The sequence below is a fragment of the Streptomyces sp. NPDC088116 genome (genome assembly GCF_044741745.1).
Taxonomy (GTDB): Bacteria; Actinomycetota; Actinomycetes; order Streptomycetales; family Streptomycetaceae; genus Streptomyces.
The window spans coordinates 102,042-121,303 of record NZ_JBIUTF010000010.1; the positions used below are offsets into that span (position 1 = coordinate 102,042).

At 68.6% G+C, this 19,262-nt stretch carries 15 protein-coding genes and 1 pseudogene; 6 read left to right on the plus strand and 10 right to left on the minus strand.

Annotation, left to right across the window (positions count from 1 at the left end):
- Window positions 1–135 precede the first annotated feature (135 nt).
- Window positions 136–810: a Crp/Fnr family transcriptional regulator gene (locus ACIOJD_RS32605; RefSeq protein WP_030353254.1), complete on the minus strand. Its 675-nt coding sequence runs from the start codon at window positions 808–810 to the stop codon at window positions 136–138.
- Window positions 811–1,123: 313 nt separating this feature from the next.
- Between ACIOJD_RS32605 and nth the strand changes: the two genes are divergently transcribed.
- The 3 genes from nth (at window position 1,124) to ACIOJD_RS32620 (ending at window position 4,246) form a co-directional block, all read left to right on the plus strand.
- On the plus strand, window positions 1,124–1,969 hold the full coding sequence (gene nth, locus ACIOJD_RS32610; RefSeq protein ID WP_401919864.1) for an endonuclease III: 846 nt from the start codon (window positions 1,124–1,126) through the stop codon (window positions 1,967–1,969).
- 205 nt (window positions 1,970–2,174) lie between these two features.
- A complete protein-coding gene (locus tag ACIOJD_RS32615) occupies window positions 2,175–2,879 on the plus strand; it encodes an NUDIX hydrolase (protein WP_401919865.1) in 705 nt (234 codons plus the stop codon).
- A gap of 167 nt (window positions 2,880–3,046) precedes the next feature.
- The gene (locus ACIOJD_RS32620) at window positions 3,047–4,246 is read left to right on the plus strand and encodes a MarP family serine protease (RefSeq protein ID WP_401919866.1); all 1,200 of its coding nucleotides are present in this window, start codon (window positions 3,047–3,049) and stop codon (window positions 4,244–4,246) included.
- A gap of 99 nt (window positions 4,247–4,345) precedes the next feature.
- On the opposite strand, the gene ACIOJD_RS32625 is transcribed toward ACIOJD_RS32620, so the two are convergent.
- From ACIOJD_RS32625 to ACIOJD_RS32650, 6 genes and pseudogenes are all read right to left on the minus strand, one after another.
- The gene (locus ACIOJD_RS32625; protein WP_401919868.1) at window positions 4,346–4,525 is read right to left on the minus strand and encodes a hypothetical protein; all 180 of its coding nucleotides are present in this window, start codon (window positions 4,523–4,525) and stop codon (window positions 4,346–4,348) included.
- A gap of 188 nt (window positions 4,526–4,713) precedes the next feature.
- On the minus strand, window positions 4,714–5,799 hold the full coding sequence (locus ACIOJD_RS32630; protein WP_401919870.1) for an alpha/beta fold hydrolase: 1,086 nt from the start codon (window positions 5,797–5,799) through the stop codon (window positions 4,714–4,716).
- Window positions 5,796–6,290, minus strand: a complete 495-nt coding sequence (locus ACIOJD_RS32635; protein WP_401919872.1) for a phage holin family protein — start codon at window positions 6,288–6,290, stop codon at window positions 5,796–5,798. The genes ACIOJD_RS32630 and ACIOJD_RS32635 overlap by 4 nt, the downstream gene beginning before the upstream one ends.
- Window positions 6,291–6,354: 64 nt before the next feature.
- Entirely contained in the window at window positions 6,355–7,752 is a 1,398-nt protein-coding gene (gene nhaA / locus ACIOJD_RS32640) for a Na+/H+ antiporter NhaA (RefSeq protein WP_401920019.1), read from the minus strand.
- 305 nt (window positions 7,753–8,057) lie between these two features.
- Window positions 8,058–10,016, minus strand: coding sequence for an acetate--CoA ligase (gene acs / locus ACIOJD_RS32645; RefSeq protein ID WP_401920021.1), 1,959 nt, complete (start codon window positions 10,014–10,016; stop codon window positions 8,058–8,060).
- A gap of 150 nt (window positions 10,017–10,166) precedes the next feature.
- Window positions 10,167–10,505, minus strand: a pseudogene (locus tag ACIOJD_RS32650) (NUDIX hydrolase); the annotation flags it as partial.
- Window positions 10,506–11,117: 612 nt separating this feature from the next.
- Here ACIOJD_RS32650 and ACIOJD_RS32655 point away from each other — a divergent pair.
- Window positions 11,118–11,450, plus strand: a complete 333-nt coding sequence (locus tag ACIOJD_RS32655; protein WP_401919873.1) for a hypothetical protein — start codon at window positions 11,118–11,120, stop codon at window positions 11,448–11,450.
- Between the two features lie 261 nt (window positions 11,451–11,711).
- Here ACIOJD_RS32655 and ACIOJD_RS32660 read toward each other — a convergent pair whose 3' ends face one another.
- On the minus strand, window positions 11,712–14,213 hold the full coding sequence (locus ACIOJD_RS32660) for a bifunctional SulP family inorganic anion transporter/carbonic anhydrase (RefSeq protein ID WP_401919875.1): 2,502 nt from the start codon (window positions 14,211–14,213) through the stop codon (window positions 11,712–11,714).
- A 303-nt stretch (window positions 14,214–14,516) separates the two neighbouring features.
- Between ACIOJD_RS32660 and ACIOJD_RS32665 the strand changes: the two genes are divergently transcribed.
- Window positions 14,517–15,788 (plus strand): hypothetical protein, encoded by a 1,272-nt coding sequence (locus ACIOJD_RS32665; RefSeq protein ID WP_401919876.1) that lies wholly within the window; start codon window positions 14,517–14,519, stop codon window positions 15,786–15,788.
- Between the two features lie 18 nt (window positions 15,789–15,806).
- On the opposite strand, the gene ACIOJD_RS32670 is transcribed toward ACIOJD_RS32665, so the two are convergent.
- Window positions 15,807–16,793 carry an ATP-binding protein gene (locus ACIOJD_RS32670; RefSeq protein ID WP_401919878.1) on the minus strand — a complete coding sequence of 329 codons (987 nt, stop codon included), beginning with the start codon at window positions 16,791–16,793 and terminating at the stop codon, window positions 15,807–15,809.
- Between the two features lie 102 nt (window positions 16,794–16,895).
- Between ACIOJD_RS32670 and ACIOJD_RS32675 the strand changes: the two genes are divergently transcribed.
- A complete protein-coding gene (locus ACIOJD_RS32675; RefSeq protein ID WP_401919880.1) occupies window positions 16,896–17,774 on the plus strand; it encodes an oxidoreductase in 879 nt (292 codons plus the stop codon).
- Window positions 17,775–18,131: 357 nt separating this feature from the next.
- Here the strand turns inward: ACIOJD_RS32675 and ACIOJD_RS32680 are convergent, their stop codons facing one another.
- Window positions 18,132–18,968, minus strand: a complete 837-nt coding sequence (locus ACIOJD_RS32680) for an HAD family hydrolase (protein ID WP_401919881.1) — start codon at window positions 18,966–18,968, stop codon at window positions 18,132–18,134.
- Window positions 18,969–19,262: the final 294 nt, after the last annotated feature.

The following is a 19,262-nucleotide window of genomic DNA, read 5'->3' on the forward strand; positions in this document are numbered from 1 at the left end:
GCTGCCGAGCGGGACAGCAGAAAGAAGGGCCGCTTCCGACGGACAGACCGATCGGATGCGGCCCTTCTTCAAGAGGTGCCTTCTTCAAGGCTTCAAGAGGAGGCCTTCTTCGAGGAGGGGGCCCTCAGGCTCCCGTCAGCGCGAGCGCTTCGCGAGACGCTCCACGTCCAGCAGGATCACCGCGCGCGCCTCCAGGCGCAGCCAGCCGCGCTGCGCGAAGTCGGCGAGCGCCTTGTTGACCGTCTCGCGGGAAGCGCCGACCAGCTGGGCCAGCTCTTCCTGGGTCAGGTCGTGGACGACGTGGATGCCTTCCTCCGACTGCACGCCGAAGCGGCGCGACAGGTCGAGGAGGGCGCGGGCCACGCGGCCGGGGACGTCCGAGAAGACCAGATCGGACATCTGGTCATTGGTCTTGCGCAGCCTGCGGGCGACGGCGCGCAGCAGGGCTGTGGCGACCTCAGGGCGGGCGTTCAGCCAGGGCTGGAGGTCGCCGTGGCCCAGGCCGAGGAGCTTCACCTCGGTGAGCGCGCTGGCGGTGGCGGTGCGCGGGCCCGGGTCGAAGAGGGACAGCTCGCCGATCAGCTCTCCGGGGCCGAGCACGGCCAGCATGTTCTCGCGGCCGTCGGGGGAGGTGCGGTGCAGCTTGACCTTGCCCTCGGTGACCACGTAAAGGCGGTCGCCGGGGTCGCCCTCGTGGAAGAGCGCGTCGCCGCGGGCGAGCGTCGCTTCACTCATCGAGGCGCGGAGCTCCGCCGCCTGCTCGTCATCGAGCGCCGCGAAGAGCGGGGCACGCCGCAGAACGTCGTCCACGTGTTCTCTCCTTGTCGACCTGCTCAGGGAACCGTGGTCCCCACCTGCTCGGGACCGTGGTCCCCATGATGCCGTACGTGCCGCTTCTTCTCGGGTGGCTTGGTTTTCCTGGGCTGCTTCGCCCGCTGCCGAATTCCGGTTGTTCGAAACCATGCGATCAGTCACAAGTTTGACGTACGGGCGTGCCCCACTGTGCCCTGGGGGCCGATTCGGGTGGTGATCGGCCGGGGCCGGGGCGGATGTCAGTGGAGGGCTTTACGCTGGCCGGGTGTCCAACTCGCCGGTGACAGCGCAGGCCAAGGGGGCTGGAAGAGTGTCCGCGGAGAGCAATTCCGCTGTGGGCGAACAGTCCTCAGCGAAACCGAAAAAAGCCGCAAAAGGGTCAACAATCAAGTCAGAGTCGAGACTGGCGATGGTCCGCCGGGCCCGCCGGATAAACCGCGAACTGGCCGAGGTCTATCCGTACGCCCATCCCGAGCTGGATTTTCGCAATCCGTTCGAGCTGCTGGTGGCGACGGTCCTGTCGGCCCAGACGACCGACCTCAGGGTCAATCAGACGACGCCCGCGCTCTTCGCGAAATATCCGACGCCCGAGGACATGGCGGCGGCCGTGCCGGAGGAGCTGGAGGCGGTCATCCGCCCGACGGGCTTCTTCCGTGCCAAGGCGAAGTCCCTCATAGGCCTCTCCACGGCTCTGCGCGACCGCTTCGACGGCGAGGTCCCCGGCCGGCTGGCGGATCTGGTGACGCTGCCGGGGGTGGGCCGCAAGACGGCGAATGTCGTTCTTGGCAATGCCTTCGGCGTCGCCGGTCTCACTGTCGACACGCACTTCGGCCGACTGGTCCGCCGCTGGAAGTGGACCGAGCAGGAGGACCCGGAGAAGGTCGAGGCGGAGATCGCCGCGATCTTTCCCAAGAGCGAGTGGACGATGCTCTCGCACCGGGTGATCTTCCACGGCCGCCGCATCTGCCACTCCCGTAAACCGGCCTGTGGCGCCTGCCCGATCGCGCATCTCTGCCCTTCGTACGGAGAAGGCGAGACGGATCCGGAGAAGGCGAGGAAACTCCTCAAGTACGAGATGGGCGGCTACCCGGGCCAGCGGCTGAGCCCGCCCGCCGACTACCCGGGCAAACCCGCCCCGCCGCTGGGCGCCGCATGAGGCTCCGTACCGGCCTCAAGCGGACGGCGGGATTCCGGCCGCATTGAGCACGCGGCGCAGCCGCACCGTATGAGGTCATGAAGCGGGACAGCTGCACAGGTGGAACACCGGCGTGAACGGGACAGGGGCAGGGGCACGAACGAGTGGAGCCGGACGAGGGCGGAACGATCCGGCCGATGGCAGGCGTTGTCCGACAGGGGTGCCTATGACGCGCGCTAAAGAGACCTACGACGACCGGGCGAGCGGGATCGCCGTCATCACCGACGGGCTGCCGGACTGGCTGCTGCCGGTCGTGAGCGCGGCGCGGACCGTGGCGCCGGAGCAGCTCAGCCGCTTTCTGCCGCCCGAGAGCGGCAGCGGGCGGCAGTCGGCCGTGCTCGTCCTCTTCGGCGAGGGCGAGCGGGGTCCCGAGCTGCTGCTCATGGAGCGCTCCAGCAGTCTGCGCTCCCATCCCGGACAGCCCTCGTTCCCCGGCGGCGCCCTCGACGCCGAGGACGGAGACCCGGCGGCCTCGGGACCGCTGCGGGCCGCGCTCCGGGAGGCCGAGGAGGAGACGGGTCTCGATCCCTCCGGGGTCCAGCTCTTCGGGGTGCTGCCCAAGCTGTACATCCCGGTGAGCGGCTTCGTGGTGACGCCCGTGCTCGGCTGGTGGCGCGCACCCACCCCCGTCGGTGTCGTGGACCCCGCCGAGACGGCCCGGGTCTTCACCGTGCCCGTGGCAGATCTCACGGACCCCGCCAACCGCGTGACCGCCCACCACCCCAGCGGTCACCAGGGCCCGGCCTTTCTGGTCGCTTCCGCCCTGGTCTGGGGCTTCACGGCCGGAGTGATCGACCGGATTCTGCATTTCGCCGGCTGGGAGCGGCCGTGGGACCGCGCCCGGCAGGTCCCGCTCGATTGGCGCCCATGACAGGCTGACGTACTGGCCCTTTCCAGGGCCGTGACAATGGCGGCCCCGGGAGGGGCCGCACCGGGCCCGGTCCCACCAGCTGGGCGGGCCCTCCGTACCGCCGGCCGGTCGATGTCGAGTCGATGTCGACCGGAGACGAATCCGCGAGGCAAGCGAGGCTATTGACGGTGAACGTGCTGGACATCCTGCTGCTGCTCGCCGCCGTGTGGTTCGCGATCGTCGGCTACCGCCAGGGATTCGTCGTCGGCATCCTGTCGGTGATCGGCTTCCTCGGCGGCGGTCTCGTCGCCGTCTATCTCCTCCCCGTGGTCTGGGCCAAGATGACCCAGGACTCGGAGGTCTCGACCACGGCCGCCGTCGTCGCGGTCGTCATAGTGATCGTCTGCGCCTCCGTCGGCCAGGCCTTCACCACTCACCTCGGCAACAAACTCCGCCGCTACATCACGTGGTCGCCCGCCCGCGCCCTGGACGCCACCGGCGGGGCGCTGGTCAATGTCGTGGCCATGCTGATAGTCGCCTGGCTGATCGGCTCCGCCCTCGCCGGCACCTCGCTGCCGACGCTCGGCAAGGAGGTCCGTAGCTCCAAGGTGCTGCTCGGGGTCTCCCAGGTGGCCCCCCGTCAGGCGTCGACCTGGTTCACGGACTTCTCCTCCGTGCTCGCCCAGAAGGGCTTCCCGCCGGTCTTCAGCCCGTTCGCCAATGAGCCCATCACCGAGGTCAGTGCCCCGGATCCGGCGCTCGCCGGCAGCCAGGTCGCGGCCGACGCCAAGAAGTCCATCGTGAAGGTCGTCGGTACGGCCCAGAGCTGCGGCAAGGTTCTGGAAGGCTCCGGATTCGTCTTCTCCGACCGCCGGGTGATGACCAACGCGCATGTGGTCGGCGGTGTGAACGAGCCCACGGTCCAGATAGGCGGCGAGGGACGGCTGTACGACGCCAAGGTCGTCCTCTACGACTGGCGGCGGGACATCGCCGTACTGGACGTGCCGAACCTCCCGGCGAAACCCCTCCAGTTCACCGGCTCCGACGCCGAGAGCGGCGACGGCGCGATCGTCGCGGGCTTCCCGGAGAACGGCGCGTACGACGTACGCTCCGCGCGTGTCCGGGGCCGCATCGACGCCAACGGGCCCGACATCTACCGCCGTAGTGAAGTCCGCCGCGATGTCTACTCGCTCTTCACCACCGTGCGCCAGGGCAACTCCGGAGGCCCGCTCCTCACCCCGGAGGGCAAGGTGTACGGAGTCATCTTCGCGCGATCGCTCGACGACCCCCAGACCGGCTATGCCCTGACGGTGGACGAGATCCGCGAGGACATCAGGCTCGGCCGGACGGCCAACCAGCAGATCGACACGCAGCAGTGCGCGTTGTAGAGGTCCTGTAGGCGCGCGGTCCGCTCCGGCGCGCGGTCCGCTTCGGCGAGGAAGCCCCGGTCGGTCCGGTCCGGGGCTTCCTCGCCGGAGCGTTCGCGTCTACGTACGCTGATGGCGGAGCCTGGCCGAGACCCAGCGGGCCCTGCGGCGGAGGATGAGGGAAATGCCGAGCCGGGGATCGTTGCCCTGATCTTCCGGGTGGCCCCTCTTGTGGGTGATCGGCCCGGAGGCCGAGCGGCGGTTGCGTGCTGCGTCACCGTAGTCGTGCGTCCAGCCCATACCCCGACGTTTTCCCGTGCCCCGTGGTCGGTAACCGCCCGGGACGGGGCCAATTGGCCTATGCGGGAGGCAATTGGCTGTTCGTAGGACAAGTGTTCGCGGGTCGGTGGACGGTTGTCAGCCGGAGCTGTGCCGACGCCGCCGGTCAAGGCCGGCAGCGGGACCGGGAGCAGGGTCCACGACCGGAGTCAGCGGTCCGGCTCCGGGTCCTTGAGCCAGTTGATGAGTTCCGAGGAGAACGCCGCCGGGTCCTCCTCGTGCGGGAAGTGCCCCAACCCGTCGAACAGCCGCCAGCGGTACGGCGCTTCCACGTACTCGGCCGACCCCGCCGTGCTGCGTGTCCGCATCGCCGGATCGAGGGACCCGTGCAGTTGGAGGGTCGGCACCCGCACCGGGCGCTTCATCCGCCGGTTGAACTGGATGCCGTCAGGCCGCGCCATCGACCGCACCATCCAGCGGTACGGCTCGATCGAGCAGTGCGCCGTCGACGGGATGGTCATCGCGCGCCGGTAGACGTCGATCGCCTCGTCGTCGGGGAGTCCGGGCCCTGACCACTCCCGGATCAACTGCCCCACCAGCGCCGCGTCGTCCGCCACGAGCTGACGTTCCGGCAGCCAGGGGCGCTGAAAACCCCAGATGTACGATCCGGCCCGGCTCTGCGAGAAGTCGGAGAGCATCGCCGAACGCCAGCGGCGCGGGTGCGGCATCGAGGAGACCGCGAGCCGGCGCACCAGCTTGGGCCGCATCACGGCGGCGGTCCAGGCGAGATAGCCGCCCAGGTCATGTCCGACGAGCGCGGCGTCGGGTTCCCCGAGGGAGCGCACCACGCCGGTGATGTCGAGTGCCAGGTTGGCGGGGTCGTACCCCCGGGGCGTACGGTCGCTGCCGCCCACACCCCGGAGATCCATGGCCACCGCCCGGTAGCCGGCGTCCGCCAGCGCCGTCAGCTGATGCCGCCAGGTCCACCAGAACTGGGGAAAGCCGTGCAGCAGCAGTACCAGCGGCCCGTCGCCCATCTCGGCGATGTGGAAACGGGCCCCGTTCGCCGCCACATCGCGATGGGTCCAGGGACCGTCAAGACGTACGGCCGAGGCCGGAGTCACGGCAGACGCGGAACCCGGCGCCGGGGCGGGTACCGGACCGGCGGCCGAACCCGGAGCCGAGCCAGGTGTCGAAGCGGATCTCGCACCAGGTGTCGAGCCGGGGGGCGCGCCGAAGGCCTTGCCGGGGATGTCGCCGGAGGTCCTGCCGGAGTCGGAATCGGGGGCGGTCATGCAGTCGAGCGTGCCACAGACTTGGTCTCTTCCCGGACCTGGCGGGGGTGAGGCTTCACGTTCTGGAGGACGGCCGCCGTTTCCTTGGCGGAGGCGATGCTCTTCTCCGGCGGCTTGACCTTCTTGAACTTCAGGACGGCGAGCCCGGCGAGCAGTCCGGCGAGCAGCAGGAACGCCGCGCCCACGATCAGGAACGACCAGGCGAGGCCGAGCCCCAGATTGTGGATCCCGTACGCGGCGGCGAAGCTCAGCACCGGCAGGGAGAACAGGGCGAAAACACCCGCGATGGTGAGGGCGCCGCCACCGACCGCGCCACGCTTGACGTCCTGTCGGATCTCGGCCTTGGCCAGGGCGATCTCGTCGTGCACCAGTGCGGACATCTCGGCGGTCGCTGCGGCGACCAGCTGTCCGACGCTGCGGTCGGCACTGACAACTTCGACCACCGTGCCGCTCCGGACAGCGCCGTCGGCGTGCTTACCGTGGTCGCTCATCGGTGACTCCCTCGTCTCGCTCTACTCGTCTACGGATCCGCTCGTCTACCGATCCGTTGTCAGATCATGCCGGACTGTCGTCGTCCTCGCGCGTTGCCCCCGCGTGTTCCGCCAGCCGGCGATGTTCGGCGGCCTTCGCCTCGTACAGCGAGGCCATGCGCAGGTGATACCCCGGATCGTCCTGCTCATAGACGTCGGGGATGCCGTCCTGATCCTCGTCGCGTTCCTCGTCCTCGTACAGCGCGCGGTACGTGCGAACGCGCAGTTTGAGCAGGACGCCGGAGAGGACTGCCGCGATCACCGAGCCCGTCAGCACCGCCGCCTTCACCTCGTCGGTGAGCGCGGGGTCCGTCGTGAAGGCCAGCTCGCCGATGAGCAGGGAGACCGTGAAGCCGATTCCGGCGAGAGAGGCGAGGGCGAAGACATCGGGCCAGCCGAGATCCTCGTTCAGTTCCGCCCGGGTGAAGCGCGCCGCCAGCCACGTGCCGCCGAAGATGCCGACCGCCTTGCCGACCACCAGTCCCAGTACGACCCCCAGGGTCTCCGGCCGGGTGAAGACCTGGCCGAGCGCGCTGCCGGAGACCGGGACACCGGCGGAGAAGAGGGCGAACAGCGGTACGGCCAGACCTGCCGAGAGCGGGCGCACCAGATGTTCGACGCGCTCGCCGGGAGACTGCTCCTCGCCTTCGCGACGGGTGCAGCGGAGCATCAGGCCCATCGCGACACCGGCGATGGTGGCGTGTACGCCGCTGTTGTACATCAGGCCCCAGATGACCAGGGCCAGCGGAACGTACACGTACCACCCGCGCACGCCCTTTCTCAGCAGCAGCCAGAAGAGGGCCAGGCCGGCGAACGCGCCGCCGAGCGCCGCGAAGTTCAGATCGCTGGTGAAGAAGATGGCGATGATCAGGATCGCGAAGAGATCGTCGACGACCGCGAGGGTCAGCAGGAAGGCGCGCAGCGCGGAGGGCAGTGAGGTGCCGATGACCGCGAGGACGGCGAGCGCGAACGCGATATCGGTGGCGGTGGGGACGGCCCAGCCGCCCAACGACCCGCCGCCCACGCTGTTGACCAGCACATATACGAGTGCGGGCGCGACCATTCCGGACAGCGCGGCTATGACGGGAAGCGCGGCGGCCCTGGGATCGCGCAACTCACCGGCCACCAGCTCGCGCTTGAGCTCGATGCCGGCGACGAAGAAGAAGATCGCGAGGAGACCGTCGGCCGCCCAGTGCTGTACGGAGAGGTCGAGGCCGAGCGCGGCAGGTCCGGCGTGGAAGGCGCTCACGGATGCGTAGCTGTCGCTCAGCGGGGTGTTCGCCCAGATCAGGGCCGCGAGGGCGGCGATGAGCAGGAGTACTCCACCGACGGTCTCGGTACGCAGCGCGTCCGCGAGGTAGTTCCGTTCGGGCAGCGGGAGACGGCCGAGGAACTTACGCGAGGTCGGAGTGGGCGCGGGCACGAGGAGGACCTCCGGGGCGGTGAGGCGGACATGACGCATCGCATGCCGACCAGACTTCCCGGCGCACCCAGAATCACTTGTGGTGTTGTGGACCTGCTTGACGCTGTTGGCGTTCCTGCTGCCGTTGACGCGTTGTTTACCTTACCCGGGGTGCGTGGGGGATGTTTCGGGTGATTTTCACTTTAGGGGCGGAGCGGTACAAGCGCGGGCCGGACCGGCGCAGGCCGGGACGGACAGGGAGCGGGGCACCCGGTGCGCCCCGCTCCCTTGCCTGCCGCCGCTGCGGCTGCCGCTTGACCGGTCGCTCAGTCGTCGCTGCTCGCGCTGGGCAGCTGACTCTGGATGAGATCCATGACGGACGCGTCGGTGAGGGTGGTGACATCGCCGAGCTCGCGGTTCTCCGCGATGTCCCGCAGGAGGCGCCGCATGATCTTGCCGGAGCGGGTCTTGGGCAGCTCCGCGACCGGAAGGATCCGCTTGGGCTTGGCGATCGGGCCGAGCGCGGTGCTCACGTGGTTGCGCAACTCGGCCACCAGGCCGTCATCGACAGTGGCGGTGCCGCGCAGGATGACAAAGGCGACGATGGCCTGGCCGGTGGTCTCGTCGGCCGCGCCGACGACAGCGGCTTCGGCGACCTTGGCATGGGAGACGAGAGCGGATTCGACCTCGGTGGTGGAGATGTTGTGGCCGGAGACCAGCATCACGTCATCGACCCGGCCCAGCAGCCAGATGTCGCCGTCGTCGTCCTTCTTGGCGCCGTCCCCGGCGAAATACGTACCTTCGAAGCGGGACCAGTACGTGTCGATGAACCGCTGGTCGTCGCCCCAGATCGTGCGCAGCATCGAGGGCCAGGGCTCGGTCAGGACGAGATAGCCGCCGCCCCCGTCGGGCACCTCGTGGGCCTCGTCGTCCACCACGGTCGCGGAGATCCCGGGCAGGGCGCGCTGGGCGGAGCCCGGCTTGGTCTCGGTCACGCCCGGCAGCGGGGAGATCATCATGGCCCCGGTCTCGGTCTGCCACCAGGTGTCCACGATCGGCGTCTTGCCGGCGCCGATGTTCTCGCGGTACCAGATCCACGCTTCCGGGTTGATCGGCTCGCCGACCGACCCCAGCACGCGCAGGGAGGTCAGATCGAACTTGGCGGGGATGTCGTCGCCCCACTTCATGAACGTACGGATCGCGGTCGGCGCCGTGTAGAGGATCGTCACCCCGTACTTCTGCACGATCTCCCAGAACCGCCCCTGGTGCGGGGTGTCGGGGGTGCCTTCGTACATGACCTGGGTGGCGCCGTTGGCCAGCGGCCCGTACACGATGTACGAGTGGCCGGTCACCCAGCCGACGTCGGCCGTGCACCAGTACACGTCCGATTCGGGCTTGAGGTCGAAAACGGCGTGGTGGGTGTAGGCCGTCTGGGTGAGATAGCCGCCCGAGGTGTGCAGGATGCCCTTCGGCTTACCCGTCGTGCCCGAGGTGTAGAGGATGAAAAGCGGGTGCTCCGCCCCGAACGCCTCCGGGGTGTGCTCCGGGGACTGATGGCCCACGATGTCGTGCCACCACACGTCCCGTGCATCGTCGAAGGCGGTGTCCTGGCCCGTACGGCGCACCACCAGCACATGCTCGACCTGCGGGCACTTGGCGACGGCCGCGTCGATGGCCGGCTTGAGCGCGGTCGGCTTGCCCCGGCGGTAGCCGCCGTCGGCGGTGATGACCAGTTTGGCGTCCGCGTCCTGGATACGGGAGGCGACGGCATCGGCCGAGAAGCCGCCGAACACCACGGAGTGCGGGGCACCGATCCGGGCGCAGGCCAGCATGGCGATCGCGGCCTCGGGGATCATCGGCAGGTATACGGCGACCCGGTCGCCCTTGCGTACGCCCAGTTCGGTGAGCGCGTTGGCGGCCCGGGACACCTCGTCCTTGAGCTCCGCGTAGGTGATCGCGCGGCTGTCGCCCGGCTCGCCCTCGAAGTGGATCGCGACGCGGTCGCCGTGGCCGGCTTCCACATGGCGGTCGACGCAGTTGTAGGCGACGTTCAGCTCGCCGTCGGCGAACCACTTCGCGAAGGGAGGGTTCGACCAGTCCAGTGTCTCGGTCGGCTCGGTGACCCAGGTGAGCCGCCTCGCCTGCTCGGCCCAGAAGCCAAGCCTGTCCGCCTCGGCCCGCTCGTACGCCTCCGCCGTCACATTGGCGTGCGCGGCCAGCTCGACCGGCGGCGCGAACCGCCGTTCTTCCTTGAGCAGGTTGGAGAGGGAAGAGGGTTCGTTCATAGTGGCGGCTCCCGATAGCGGCTTGTGGTGTAGACCAATAGTCCAGATGCTCAAGTACCAACAAGGGCAGGTCAACCCCCACCGATCCTGGCACTTACGACGCGACGGGTACAGCGTTCGGGCGGGTTGTCGGGAACGCGGGTCGAGGTCAGGGCTGAATTCTTCACGGCTTTCCCGGCGGACGGCGTCGAGAGGTGACCCGTGCTGCTCGACGATGCCGCCGGGTAGCTGCCAGGGGGCGCCTTGGCAGGGTGAACGATGAGCAGGCTGTCGCCCGGACCGGTGATCAGCACGACGCCGGGGCACGGGGTGACCGGGTGTCGGTGCTGGCATGGCTCGGACCTTCTGTGGTGCCGGGGCCGGCGCTGGGCGGTAGGGCCACGTAGGCGGCCCTCGGTCCGTGCGCCCGCCGGGGATTGCGGGACAGCCCTTAGGTCCTGACCGCGGTGCACTGCGGCGCGGGTCCTTCCCGGTAATGGGACGCGCCATGGGGTGTCACCTCCGTAACGATCTCCGGTCCCGGCCGCACCAAGTCGATCTTCTTTGGAGGATGAGGGTGTGGAGATTGCCGAGCTTGTTCTCAAATACCTGGAGGCCGTGATCTGGCCTGTTACGACGTTCGGCCTTGTGTGGGGTTTACGTGCGTATCTACGTGAGGCCTTTGGCCGCTTGACGCGGCTGGAAACCCCATTCGGAGCTGCCGACTTCGAAGTTGATGCGCGGCGCATACGTGAGCGTGCTGACGAGTTGGTTCCCCCGGAGCCAGAGTTGGCGCCGCCGCCCCTCAGTCCCGCCCAGGCCCCGGTGGACCCTCGGAGCCAGGATCAGAGCCCGGCGCGAGGGGCGGCGCCGCAGAGGCCGCCGGCGGGGGAGCCGTCGTACGGGTACCCGTATCCGGCGCCCGCCCCACTGCTTCCCCCGGCGCCCGCCCCGGCGCCCGCGTACGGCTACCCCCAGCCTGGCTACGGCTATCCGCAACCTGCCCACGCGGGCGCACCGGCGCCGTACGCCCAGACGCCTGCCCCGTACGGTCGGACTCCACAGCCCGTCACCCATCGGCTTTCCTCATGGACTGACGGAGCGGCAGGGCTGACCGGATGGATGGAGCAATTGGCCGACGCCGGGAATGTCGTGCCGACATCTCCCGTGGCGGCGATCGTCATCGCGTGGAACACAGTTCGCCGCCTGGCCGAGGAGGTGCTTCCTGTGTCGTTCGTGGGGCCGGCGTCTGACAGACAGAGAAACCTGATACACGAGATGGAGCGGATGGATATGCCGCCGGAGTCTCTGGAGCTGTTCAGGGAGCTGGGAAGACTTCATGATCGAGCTACCCAAGGCGACGAACTTGCCACAAAGAAAGCTGCGCTCGATTTCGTGAACGCTGCTTGGTCTCTGTGCCGTCAAATTCATCCGCCTCGCCACGCTGCGGCATAACCGCAGGTCAAAGGGGCATTCTTCCCTCTCTTTCTTGAGCAGGTTGGCCAGGCTTTCGCTGCTCACGACATCTCCCTTTCCCAGGGCGTCCTATGCGTCCCCGGCTAGCTCATCAGGCGCATGCCCGGGTGGCAGGTGACAGCTTGAGGCGGTGGTTCGGGCTTCGGGGCGTGCTGTCCGGTTCGACGGAGAACGGCCCTCTTCCCCGGGGCAGATGAGGAAGGGGGCCACACACTCTCACGGACGCGGTACGGGACCGGTTCAGGCGCGCGACTCCTCCAACGCGGTCGGGGAGACCCGGTTGAACACCTCCTCCTCCCCGCCGTGGTCGTCGCTGGACCCGACGCCGTCCGCCAGCAGATACGCCTGGGCCTCGCCGACGTGGAAGTACATCCCGTGAAGCTCCAGCGTGCCCTCGGCCAGTCTGCGCGCCACCGACTCATGAGCCCGTAGATGCTCCAACTGCTGGATCACATTGGTCAGACAGAGCTGCTCGACCGCGTCGACGGGCAGCCGCCCGGCGATCCTGGCCCAGGAATGGTGTCGGCTCCTCATCCGCTCCAGGCTGGGCAGCCCGTGGCGCAGCCACCGCCGCAATGGTGTCGGCTCGGATGCCGGTGTGAGCGCCTGTGGCTCGGGCGTGTTCAACAGGGCCTGCATCGCGCCGCATCCCGAATGCCCGCAGACGGTGATGGACTCCACCCGCAACACCTCGACCGCGTACTCGATGGCGGCGGCCACCGAATCGTCCGCACCGACCGCCCCCGGCAGCGGCACCAGATTGCCCACATTCCGTACGGTGAAGAGGTCACCCGGGCCGCTGGATGTGATCATGCTCGTGACCAGTCGGGAGTCGGCGCAGGTGAGGAAGAGCTGCGACGGGCGCTGCCCTTCGCGCGCCAGCCGCTCCAGCTCGCCTCGCACCAGCGGAGCCGTATGGCGCTGGAAGGAGCTGAGCCCGCTGGCCAGTTGACGGCTGCCCGACGTACGAGCCGCGCCGCCCGCCCCGTCGCCGCCCACGCGGTGTCCGCCCTCAGCCCGCCCATTGTCGGTCTCTTGGCCCCCGGACCGCGCACCGTCGGTCCTCGCCCCGCCGCTCTGTGCGCAGTGGTGGTTGCGCCACGGGGTCCAGGGCCGGCAACAGGCATGGGACTTCGGGGCGGGCTCGGCGATCCTGGCCCCCGCCGGGCTGGTGAACTCGGCCGTACGGCCCCGGGCGGTGTGCGCGGTCTGCCAGTCACGCAGGGCCTCGTGCGCCGCGTGATCCATGAAGGACCCGTCGAGTTCGACGACACAGTCGGCGTCCTGAGGTACCTGATGCAGGGTCCGGGTGAGCCTCGGCACCGCGAGAAACGTCAACTGGCCACGGACCCGCACACGGTGGACACCGCCTCGTTCCTCCGCCGTGATCCGCGTCCTGGTGAGCCGGTGCAGCGCCACCGCGACAGCCACCGCGATCCCGATGAGGACTCCTTCCAGCACGCCGGTGAGCAGCACGGCGGTCAGTGTGGCCGCGTACACCAGCATTTCGCGGTTCCGCCGCACGCTGCGCAGACGCGTGAGATTCACCATCTGGACCCCGACGACCATCACCAGCGCGGCCAGGGCAGCCAGCGGGATCAGATCGAGCACGGGCACCAGCAGCAGGGCCGCGACCGCGATCCACAGGCCGTGCAACATCGTGGAGTGCCGGCTCACACTGCCCGCGGCCACGTTCGCGGCGCTGCGCACGGCGACCCCGGTGACGGGCAGTCCGCCGAGCGCGCCGGACAGGACGTTCCCCGCGCCCTGTCCGGACAGCTCCCGGTCGAGGCGGGCCCGTGGGATCTGGACGCGCGGGTCCTTGCGCGCGGCGATCAGCTTGTCCACGGCGACCGCGGACAGCAGTGATTCGACGCTGCCGACCAAGGTGACGGTGAGGACGGCGGCGAGCAGCCCGAGCACCGGCCCTTCCGGCAGCTCGGGCAGTGCGTGGCTGCGCCAGGACGGCAGATGGACTCGCTCCAGGTCGATCCCGACGAGGGCGGCGACGGCGGTCGCGACGACCACCGCGGCGAGCGCGGCCGGGAGCTTGCGCACAACCCGGCCCACGCGCCCGGCAATTCGCGGCCAGCCGAGAAGCACGGCGACGGTCAGGGCGCTCACGGAGACCGCCCCCGGGTGCAGATCGGCCAACTGGGCGGGAAGCCCTCGCACATTGTCGACAGCGGAGCTCTGAGGTGAGCCGCCGAGCACGATATGGAGTTGGGCGAGGGCGATCGTGAGGCCGATGCCGGCGAGCATGCCGTGCACGATGGCCGGACTGACGGCGAGCGCCGAACGCGCCACTCTCAGCGCCGCGAGAGCGAGTTGAGCGAGGCCGGCGCAGATGGTGATGGCGCAGGTCGTGCGCCAGCCGTACCGCTGGATCAGGTCGGCCGTGATGACGATGAGCCCGGCCGCGGGGCCACTGACCTGGAGCGGCGCTCCGCCCAGCCGGCCGACGACCAGACCGCCGACGGCGGCGGCCACCAGCCCCGCCTGAAGTGGCGCCCCGGTGGCGAGCGCGATGCCCAGGGAGAGCGGCAACGCGATCAGGAAGACGGAGATCGAAGCGGAGAGATCGGCGCCGGCGATCCGGAACCCACGGCCGCCCGGAGGCGGGTCGTGCGGTCGGAGGAAGCGTGAGATGCGCGAAGTGAGTGTGCGCGGCGAATCCGTCGCGGTTTCGGCGTGGGCGGTCCGAGACGTGTGGTCGGTGCGGGTGGGGATGCAGGCAGACATATTTCCCGTCTCCTCCGGGGCGGCGCGGTCGCGAAATGTGGGTCGCGGCCGTGGGACACGGCATGCAGTGGCGGGACACTTATTCAAGTCCAGGTAAATGGATCGTAATGGAGAGTAAAGAATCTGGCTGTCCATTCGGGGCAAATGGTCCAATCATTCACTCGGGCTGGTGATTAGTAATTTCTTACGGCTTGTCATTTCTTCTTCTAATCGGTCTCGGTGCGACGTTGTTGGCGCTCGGCGCCGGCCGGCACATCGCCGCTCGGCACTTCGGTACCGAAACCTGAAGGAAGAGGTGGGCGGATGCTGGCCGCCACAAAGAGAATCGCCTTCGGCGCGGCCGTCATGGCGCTCGCCGTCGGCGTTGCCGGATGTTCCGGTGCGCCGGATGCCCAGAAGGGCGCGCACGGGGCGAACAAGAAGGCCCCCGAGGCGCCCAAGAACGTGGTACGGCTCATCGGCGACGGCTCGACGGCATTCACCGGTGTCCAGCCGCACCTGACCAAGCCGCAGCGCCTGAAGCCCGGTCAGAAGCCTCCGCAGTTCGTGGTGTTCTCGTGGGACGGCGCAGGCGAGGACAGCCAGAAACTCTTCTCCCACTTCCGTGACGTGGGCAAGAAGTACAACGCGACGATGACGTACTTCCTGAGCGGCGTCTATCTGCTCCCCGAGGAGAAGGCGAAGATGTACGACCCGCCCCAGCACTCGCCGGGCAGCTCGGACATCGGTTTCAATGACACGCAGGGAATCAAGGACACCCTGCGGGAGCTACGCGGTGCCTGGCGCGACGGGAACGAGATCGGCACCCACTTCAACGGCCACTTCTGCGGCAAGGAGGGTGGCGTCGGCACCTGGTCCGTAGATGAGTGGAAGAGCGAGATCAACCAGGCCAAGTCCTTTGTGAAAGGCTGGAAGACCAATGCCGGTCTGAAGAACGAGGCCCCGTTGCCCTTCGATTACGACAAGGAGATGGTCGGCGGTCGCACCCCCTGCCTGGAAGGGCAGAAGAACATGATGCTGGCCGCTCGGACGATGGGATTCCGCTATGACTCCAGCGGCATCGGCAATCAGGTCTGGCCCAAGAAGAAGGAAGGCCTCTGGGACATTCCACTGCAACTGGTTCCGGTGCCCGGCCGCGAATTCGAGACTCTCTCGATGGACTACAACTTCATGTACAACCAGTCGGGGACGGTCAAGGGCGACCCGTCGCAGCACGAGTACTGGGGCAACCAGATGCGTGACGGCCTGCTCGAGGCCTTCGACCGCGCACACAAGGGCAACCGCGCCCCGCTGATCATCGGGAACCACTTCGAGTCCTGGAACGGCGGCACCTACATGCGCGCCATCGAAGAGACCATGAAGACGGTCTGTACGCAGAAGGACGTGCGGTGCGTGTCGTTCCGCGAACTCGCCGACTGGCTGGACGTGCAGGACCCGGGGACCCTGAAAAAGCTGCGCGGTCTCGGCGTCGGCCAGGCGCCCAAGGGCGGATGGCCGTCGTTCACCGCCGCCGTGGCCGCGGCTTCCCCCGCGGCCACGGCGGGCCGGCCCGCCGCCCATGCCAAGCAGCACTGACGGCGCCGGAGCCGTACCTCAGGACGGCTGAGGTACGGCGAGTGCCTCGCTGAGAACGAAGTCGGGGTCGACCTGTGTGGCCAGGTCGACACCCGTCTTCGCGTTGCCCCAGCTCTCCGCGTTCCTGAGATGGAAGTGGATCATCTGCTGCGTGTACGTCTCCCAGTCGCGGTCCTCGTACGAGTCCTCGGCCGCGTCCTGAAGGGTCTGGAGCGCGCAGCGATTGTCCGCCTCCAGCAACTCGAAGCGGGCGGGCCTGCCCTTCTCCATTTCCCTGACCCAGTCGGAGTGCCCCACCGCGACGAGCAGGTCGTCGCCCACTTCCGTACGGAGGAAGTCCAGGTCGTCCGGGCCCTGCACCTTGTTGCCGACGACCTTCAGCGAGACCCCGAAGTCCCGTGCGTACTCCTTGTACTGGCGGTAGACGGAGACACCCTTGCGCGTGGGCTCGGCCACCAGGAACGTCATGTCGAACCGGGTGAACATCCCGGAGGCGAAGGAGTCCGAGCCGGCCGTCATGTCGACCACCACGTACTCGTCGGGCCCGTCGACCAGATGGTTGAGGCACAGCTCGACCGCGCCGACCTTGGAGTGGTAGCAGGCCACCCCGAGGTCGGACTCGACGAAGGGGCCGGTGGCCATCAGACGGATCTCGCCGTCGTCCAGCCGCACGGTGCGGGCGCAGGCGTCGTACACGGGATTGGACTCATCGACCCGGAGCAGCCGCGATCCGTCACCCGGCGGTGTCGTTTTGATCATCGCCTCGACGGAACTGATGCGCGGGTTGCTGCCCCGCAGGTAGTCCTTGATCAGCGGAAGGTGCGCACCCATCGCGGGCAGCGCGGCGGATTCCGCCTCATCGAGACCGAGCGCGGCCCCCAGGTGCTGGTTGATGTCGGCGTCCACCGCGATGACGGGAGCCTCGTTGGCGGTCAGGTGGCGGATGAAGAGCGAGGACAGCGTGGTCTTGCCGCTGCCGCCCTTGCCCACGAAAGCGATCTTCATGTTCACGTAGGGTAGTAGCTCTCTCGCTCAAGGTGATGTTCTTCGGTGAAGAAGACCACTCCAAGGTGGGGCGTGCGCCGTGGGCGCGTAGCCTCCTTACCTATGAGTACGACTGCCTCTGACGCCTCCTCCGCACCGCGGCCGGAGGACCCCCTGGTCACGCTGGCCTCCCTGCCGGGGGTTCCCGACGTGGTGGATTCCGTACGTAAGGCCGTCGACCGTGTCTATGGGCACCGGGTGATGCGGCGCCGCAGCAACGAGGTCACCTCGGAAGCGGCCTTGCGTGCCGCGCGGGGATCCGCGGCGCTGTCCGGTGCCGACTGGGCACTCGAAGAGGTGCGCCGTCGCAGCGACTTCGGCTCGGAAGCCGAGGCCCGTACGGTCGGCGCGGCCTTGCGGCTGAACGCCGAAGCCGGCCAACTCCTTTCCGTCTGGGGTCAGTCGCCGTTGCGTGTGCTGGCGCGACTGCATCTCGTGGCCGCGGGGGGCGCGGGCGTCTCCGACGAGAGGGTGGGGCGGCCCCGGCTGTCGGGCGAGCCGGTTGTCGAGGTGCCGGGGGTGGACACCGCCGGGCCGCTGACCGAGGCTCCGCTGCCGGAGGCGGACGAGGTGGCGGGGCGGCTGGAGGGGCTCTCTGGGCTGGTGCGCGCGACAAGTGCGGCGCCCGCGTTGGTGACGGCAGCCGTGGTGCACGGCGAGCTACTGGCGCTGCGCCCCTTCGGTTCGTACAACGGGCTGGTGGCTCGGGCGGCCGAGCGGGTCGTCCTGGTCGGGAGCGGTCTCGATCCCAAGTCCATCTGCCCGGCGGAGGTCGGCCACGCGGAACTGGGACGCGCGGCGTACGCGGCCGCGTTCGACGGCTATCTGTCGGGGACTCCGGACGGTATGGCGGCGTGGATCACCCACTGCGGGCGCGCGGTCGAGTTGGGTGTGCGGGAGTCGACGGCCGTCTGTGAGGCGCTACAGCGCGGCGCCGCCTGAACGCGGTTGCGGCGGCACCGTGACCGGCGCCGCCGCTGACACGTCCACGGAGTTACCAAGCGTCCTCGTGATTTTGCCCATCAGGTCGGGTGCTTCGCCCGTCACCTGGTGCGGCTGGCCCGTAATCGACGGGTCGACGTCGCGTGGGTACTCCGCTTTCATGCTCGGTCCGTGGGGCCTGATGCGTTAACTGGTGATCCTCTCGGATGTCCTTGGTCTCGCGGGCCGTTGAGTCCTTTCTACTCTTCCGTGACGGTATGCGGAACCCCTGGCCTCACTTCTTTACTTTTAGGTTCAAACAGGGCTAAAGCGCTCATGTGCTTTCCCGTCACCGTGGTCTGCCCCGGCGGGTGCCGTTCAGACGTGCGTGGACTGGCGGCGCCGACTGGCGTACCAGACGAGGCCGGCTGTCGCTGCCGCCGCTCCCACCGCGGCCGCAGCGACCAGTGCCGGGCGGGGCGGCATGGAGAAGGCGGGCAACCGCTGCTTGAGCCGAACGGGCCGGTTGAAGACGAGAATCGGCCATTCCCGCGCCATCGCCTCCCGCCGCAGCGCGCGGTCCGGGTTCACCGCGTAGGGGTGGCCGACGGAGCTGAGCATGGGCACGTCGGTGATGGAGTCGCTGTACGCGTAGCAGCGGGAGAGGTCGTACCCCTCGGACTCGGCGAGCGCCTTGACGGCCTCGGCCTTGGTCGGGCCATAGGCGTAGTACTCGACCTCGCCCGTGAAGCAGCCGTCGGCGCCGACGACCATCCGGGTGGCCACGACCCGGTCGGCGCCCAGGAGCTCGCCGATCGGCTCGACGACCTCCGCCCCCGAGGTGGAGACGATCACGACATCGCGGCCGGCGGTGTGGTGTTCTTCGATGAGGGACGCGGCCTCGTCGTAGATGATCGGGTCGATCAGGTCGTGCAGAGTCTCGGCGACGATTTCTTTGACCTGCTGGACGTTCCAGCCCTTGCAGAGCGCCGAGAGATACTCCCGCATCCGCTCCATCTGGTCGTGATCGGCACCTCCGGCGAGGAAGACGAACTGCGCGTATGCGGTGCGCAGTACGGCGCGACGGTTGATCAGGCCGCCTTGGTAGAACGACTTGCTGAAGGTCAACGTCGATGACTTCGCAATGACCGTCTTGTCCAGGTCAAAGAAGGCTGCTGTGCGCGGCAAGGAGTGGTTTTCCACGAGGCCGAGCATATGCGCCCACCATTCGGCGTAAGGTGTGGCGCGTGGGTTTGCCTGAGAAGGCTCTCGGGTACACCATGGAAGTCACGGATCGTTCGCGACCGTGCTAACCCGGTCCGGCTCCTCCCCCCCCGAGTCGGCCGTGGGGACGACCCCCGCTCTCCCCCCCGGCGGGGGTCGTCGCATGTCCGGACGCGTTTTCGGCTCTCGAAACCGGCGGTCCTCCCTCCTTCTGTGCGTTGAGTGCGGCGACCTCTCGGCAAGCATGCCCGTGACTGTACGTAGTCGATGCACTGCTCTCCGGAA

What these genes read in the sequence shown, in the direction of transcription:
- ACIOJD_RS32625 (WP_401919868.1), bottom strand. Translation starts at nt 4,525, where the DNA reads ATGGGCTGGACGCACGACTACGGTGACGCAGCACGCAACCGCCGCTCG.
- ACIOJD_RS32615 (WP_401919865.1), top strand. Translation starts at nt 2,175, where the DNA reads ATGACGCGCGCTAAAGAGACCTACGACGACCGGGCGAGCGGGATCGCC.
- ACIOJD_RS32675 (WP_401919880.1), top strand. Translation starts at nt 16,896, where the DNA reads ATGAGTACGACTGCCTCTGACGCCTCCTCCGCACCGCGGCCGGAGGAC.
- ACIOJD_RS32630 (WP_401919870.1), bottom strand. Translation starts at nt 5,799, where the DNA reads ATGACCGCCCCCGATTCCGACTCCGGCAGGACCTCCGGCGACATCCCC.
- ACIOJD_RS32665 (WP_401919876.1), top strand. Translation starts at nt 14,517, where the DNA reads ATGCTGGCCGCCACAAAGAGAATCGCCTTCGGCGCGGCCGTCATGGCG.
- acs (WP_401920021.1), bottom strand. Translation starts at nt 10,016, where the DNA reads ATGAACGAACCCTCTTCCCTCTCCAACCTGCTCAAGGAAGAACGGCGG.
- ACIOJD_RS32660 (WP_401919875.1), bottom strand. Translation starts at nt 14,213, where the DNA reads ATGTCTGCCTGCATCCCCACCCGCACCGACCACACGTCTCGGACCGCC.
- ACIOJD_RS32670 (WP_401919878.1), bottom strand. Translation starts at nt 16,793, where the DNA reads ATGAAGATCGCTTTCGTGGGCAAGGGCGGCAGCGGCAAGACCACGCTG.
- ACIOJD_RS32655 (WP_401919873.1), top strand. Translation starts at nt 11,118, where the DNA reads ATGGAGCAATTGGCCGACGCCGGGAATGTCGTGCCGACATCTCCCGTG.
- ACIOJD_RS32680 (WP_401919881.1), bottom strand. Translation starts at nt 18,968, where the DNA reads ATGCTCGGCCTCGTGGAAAACCACTCCTTGCCGCGCACAGCAGCCTTC.
- ACIOJD_RS32635 (WP_401919872.1), bottom strand. Translation starts at nt 6,290, where the DNA reads ATGAGCGACCACGGTAAGCACGCCGACGGCGCTGTCCGGAGCGGCACG.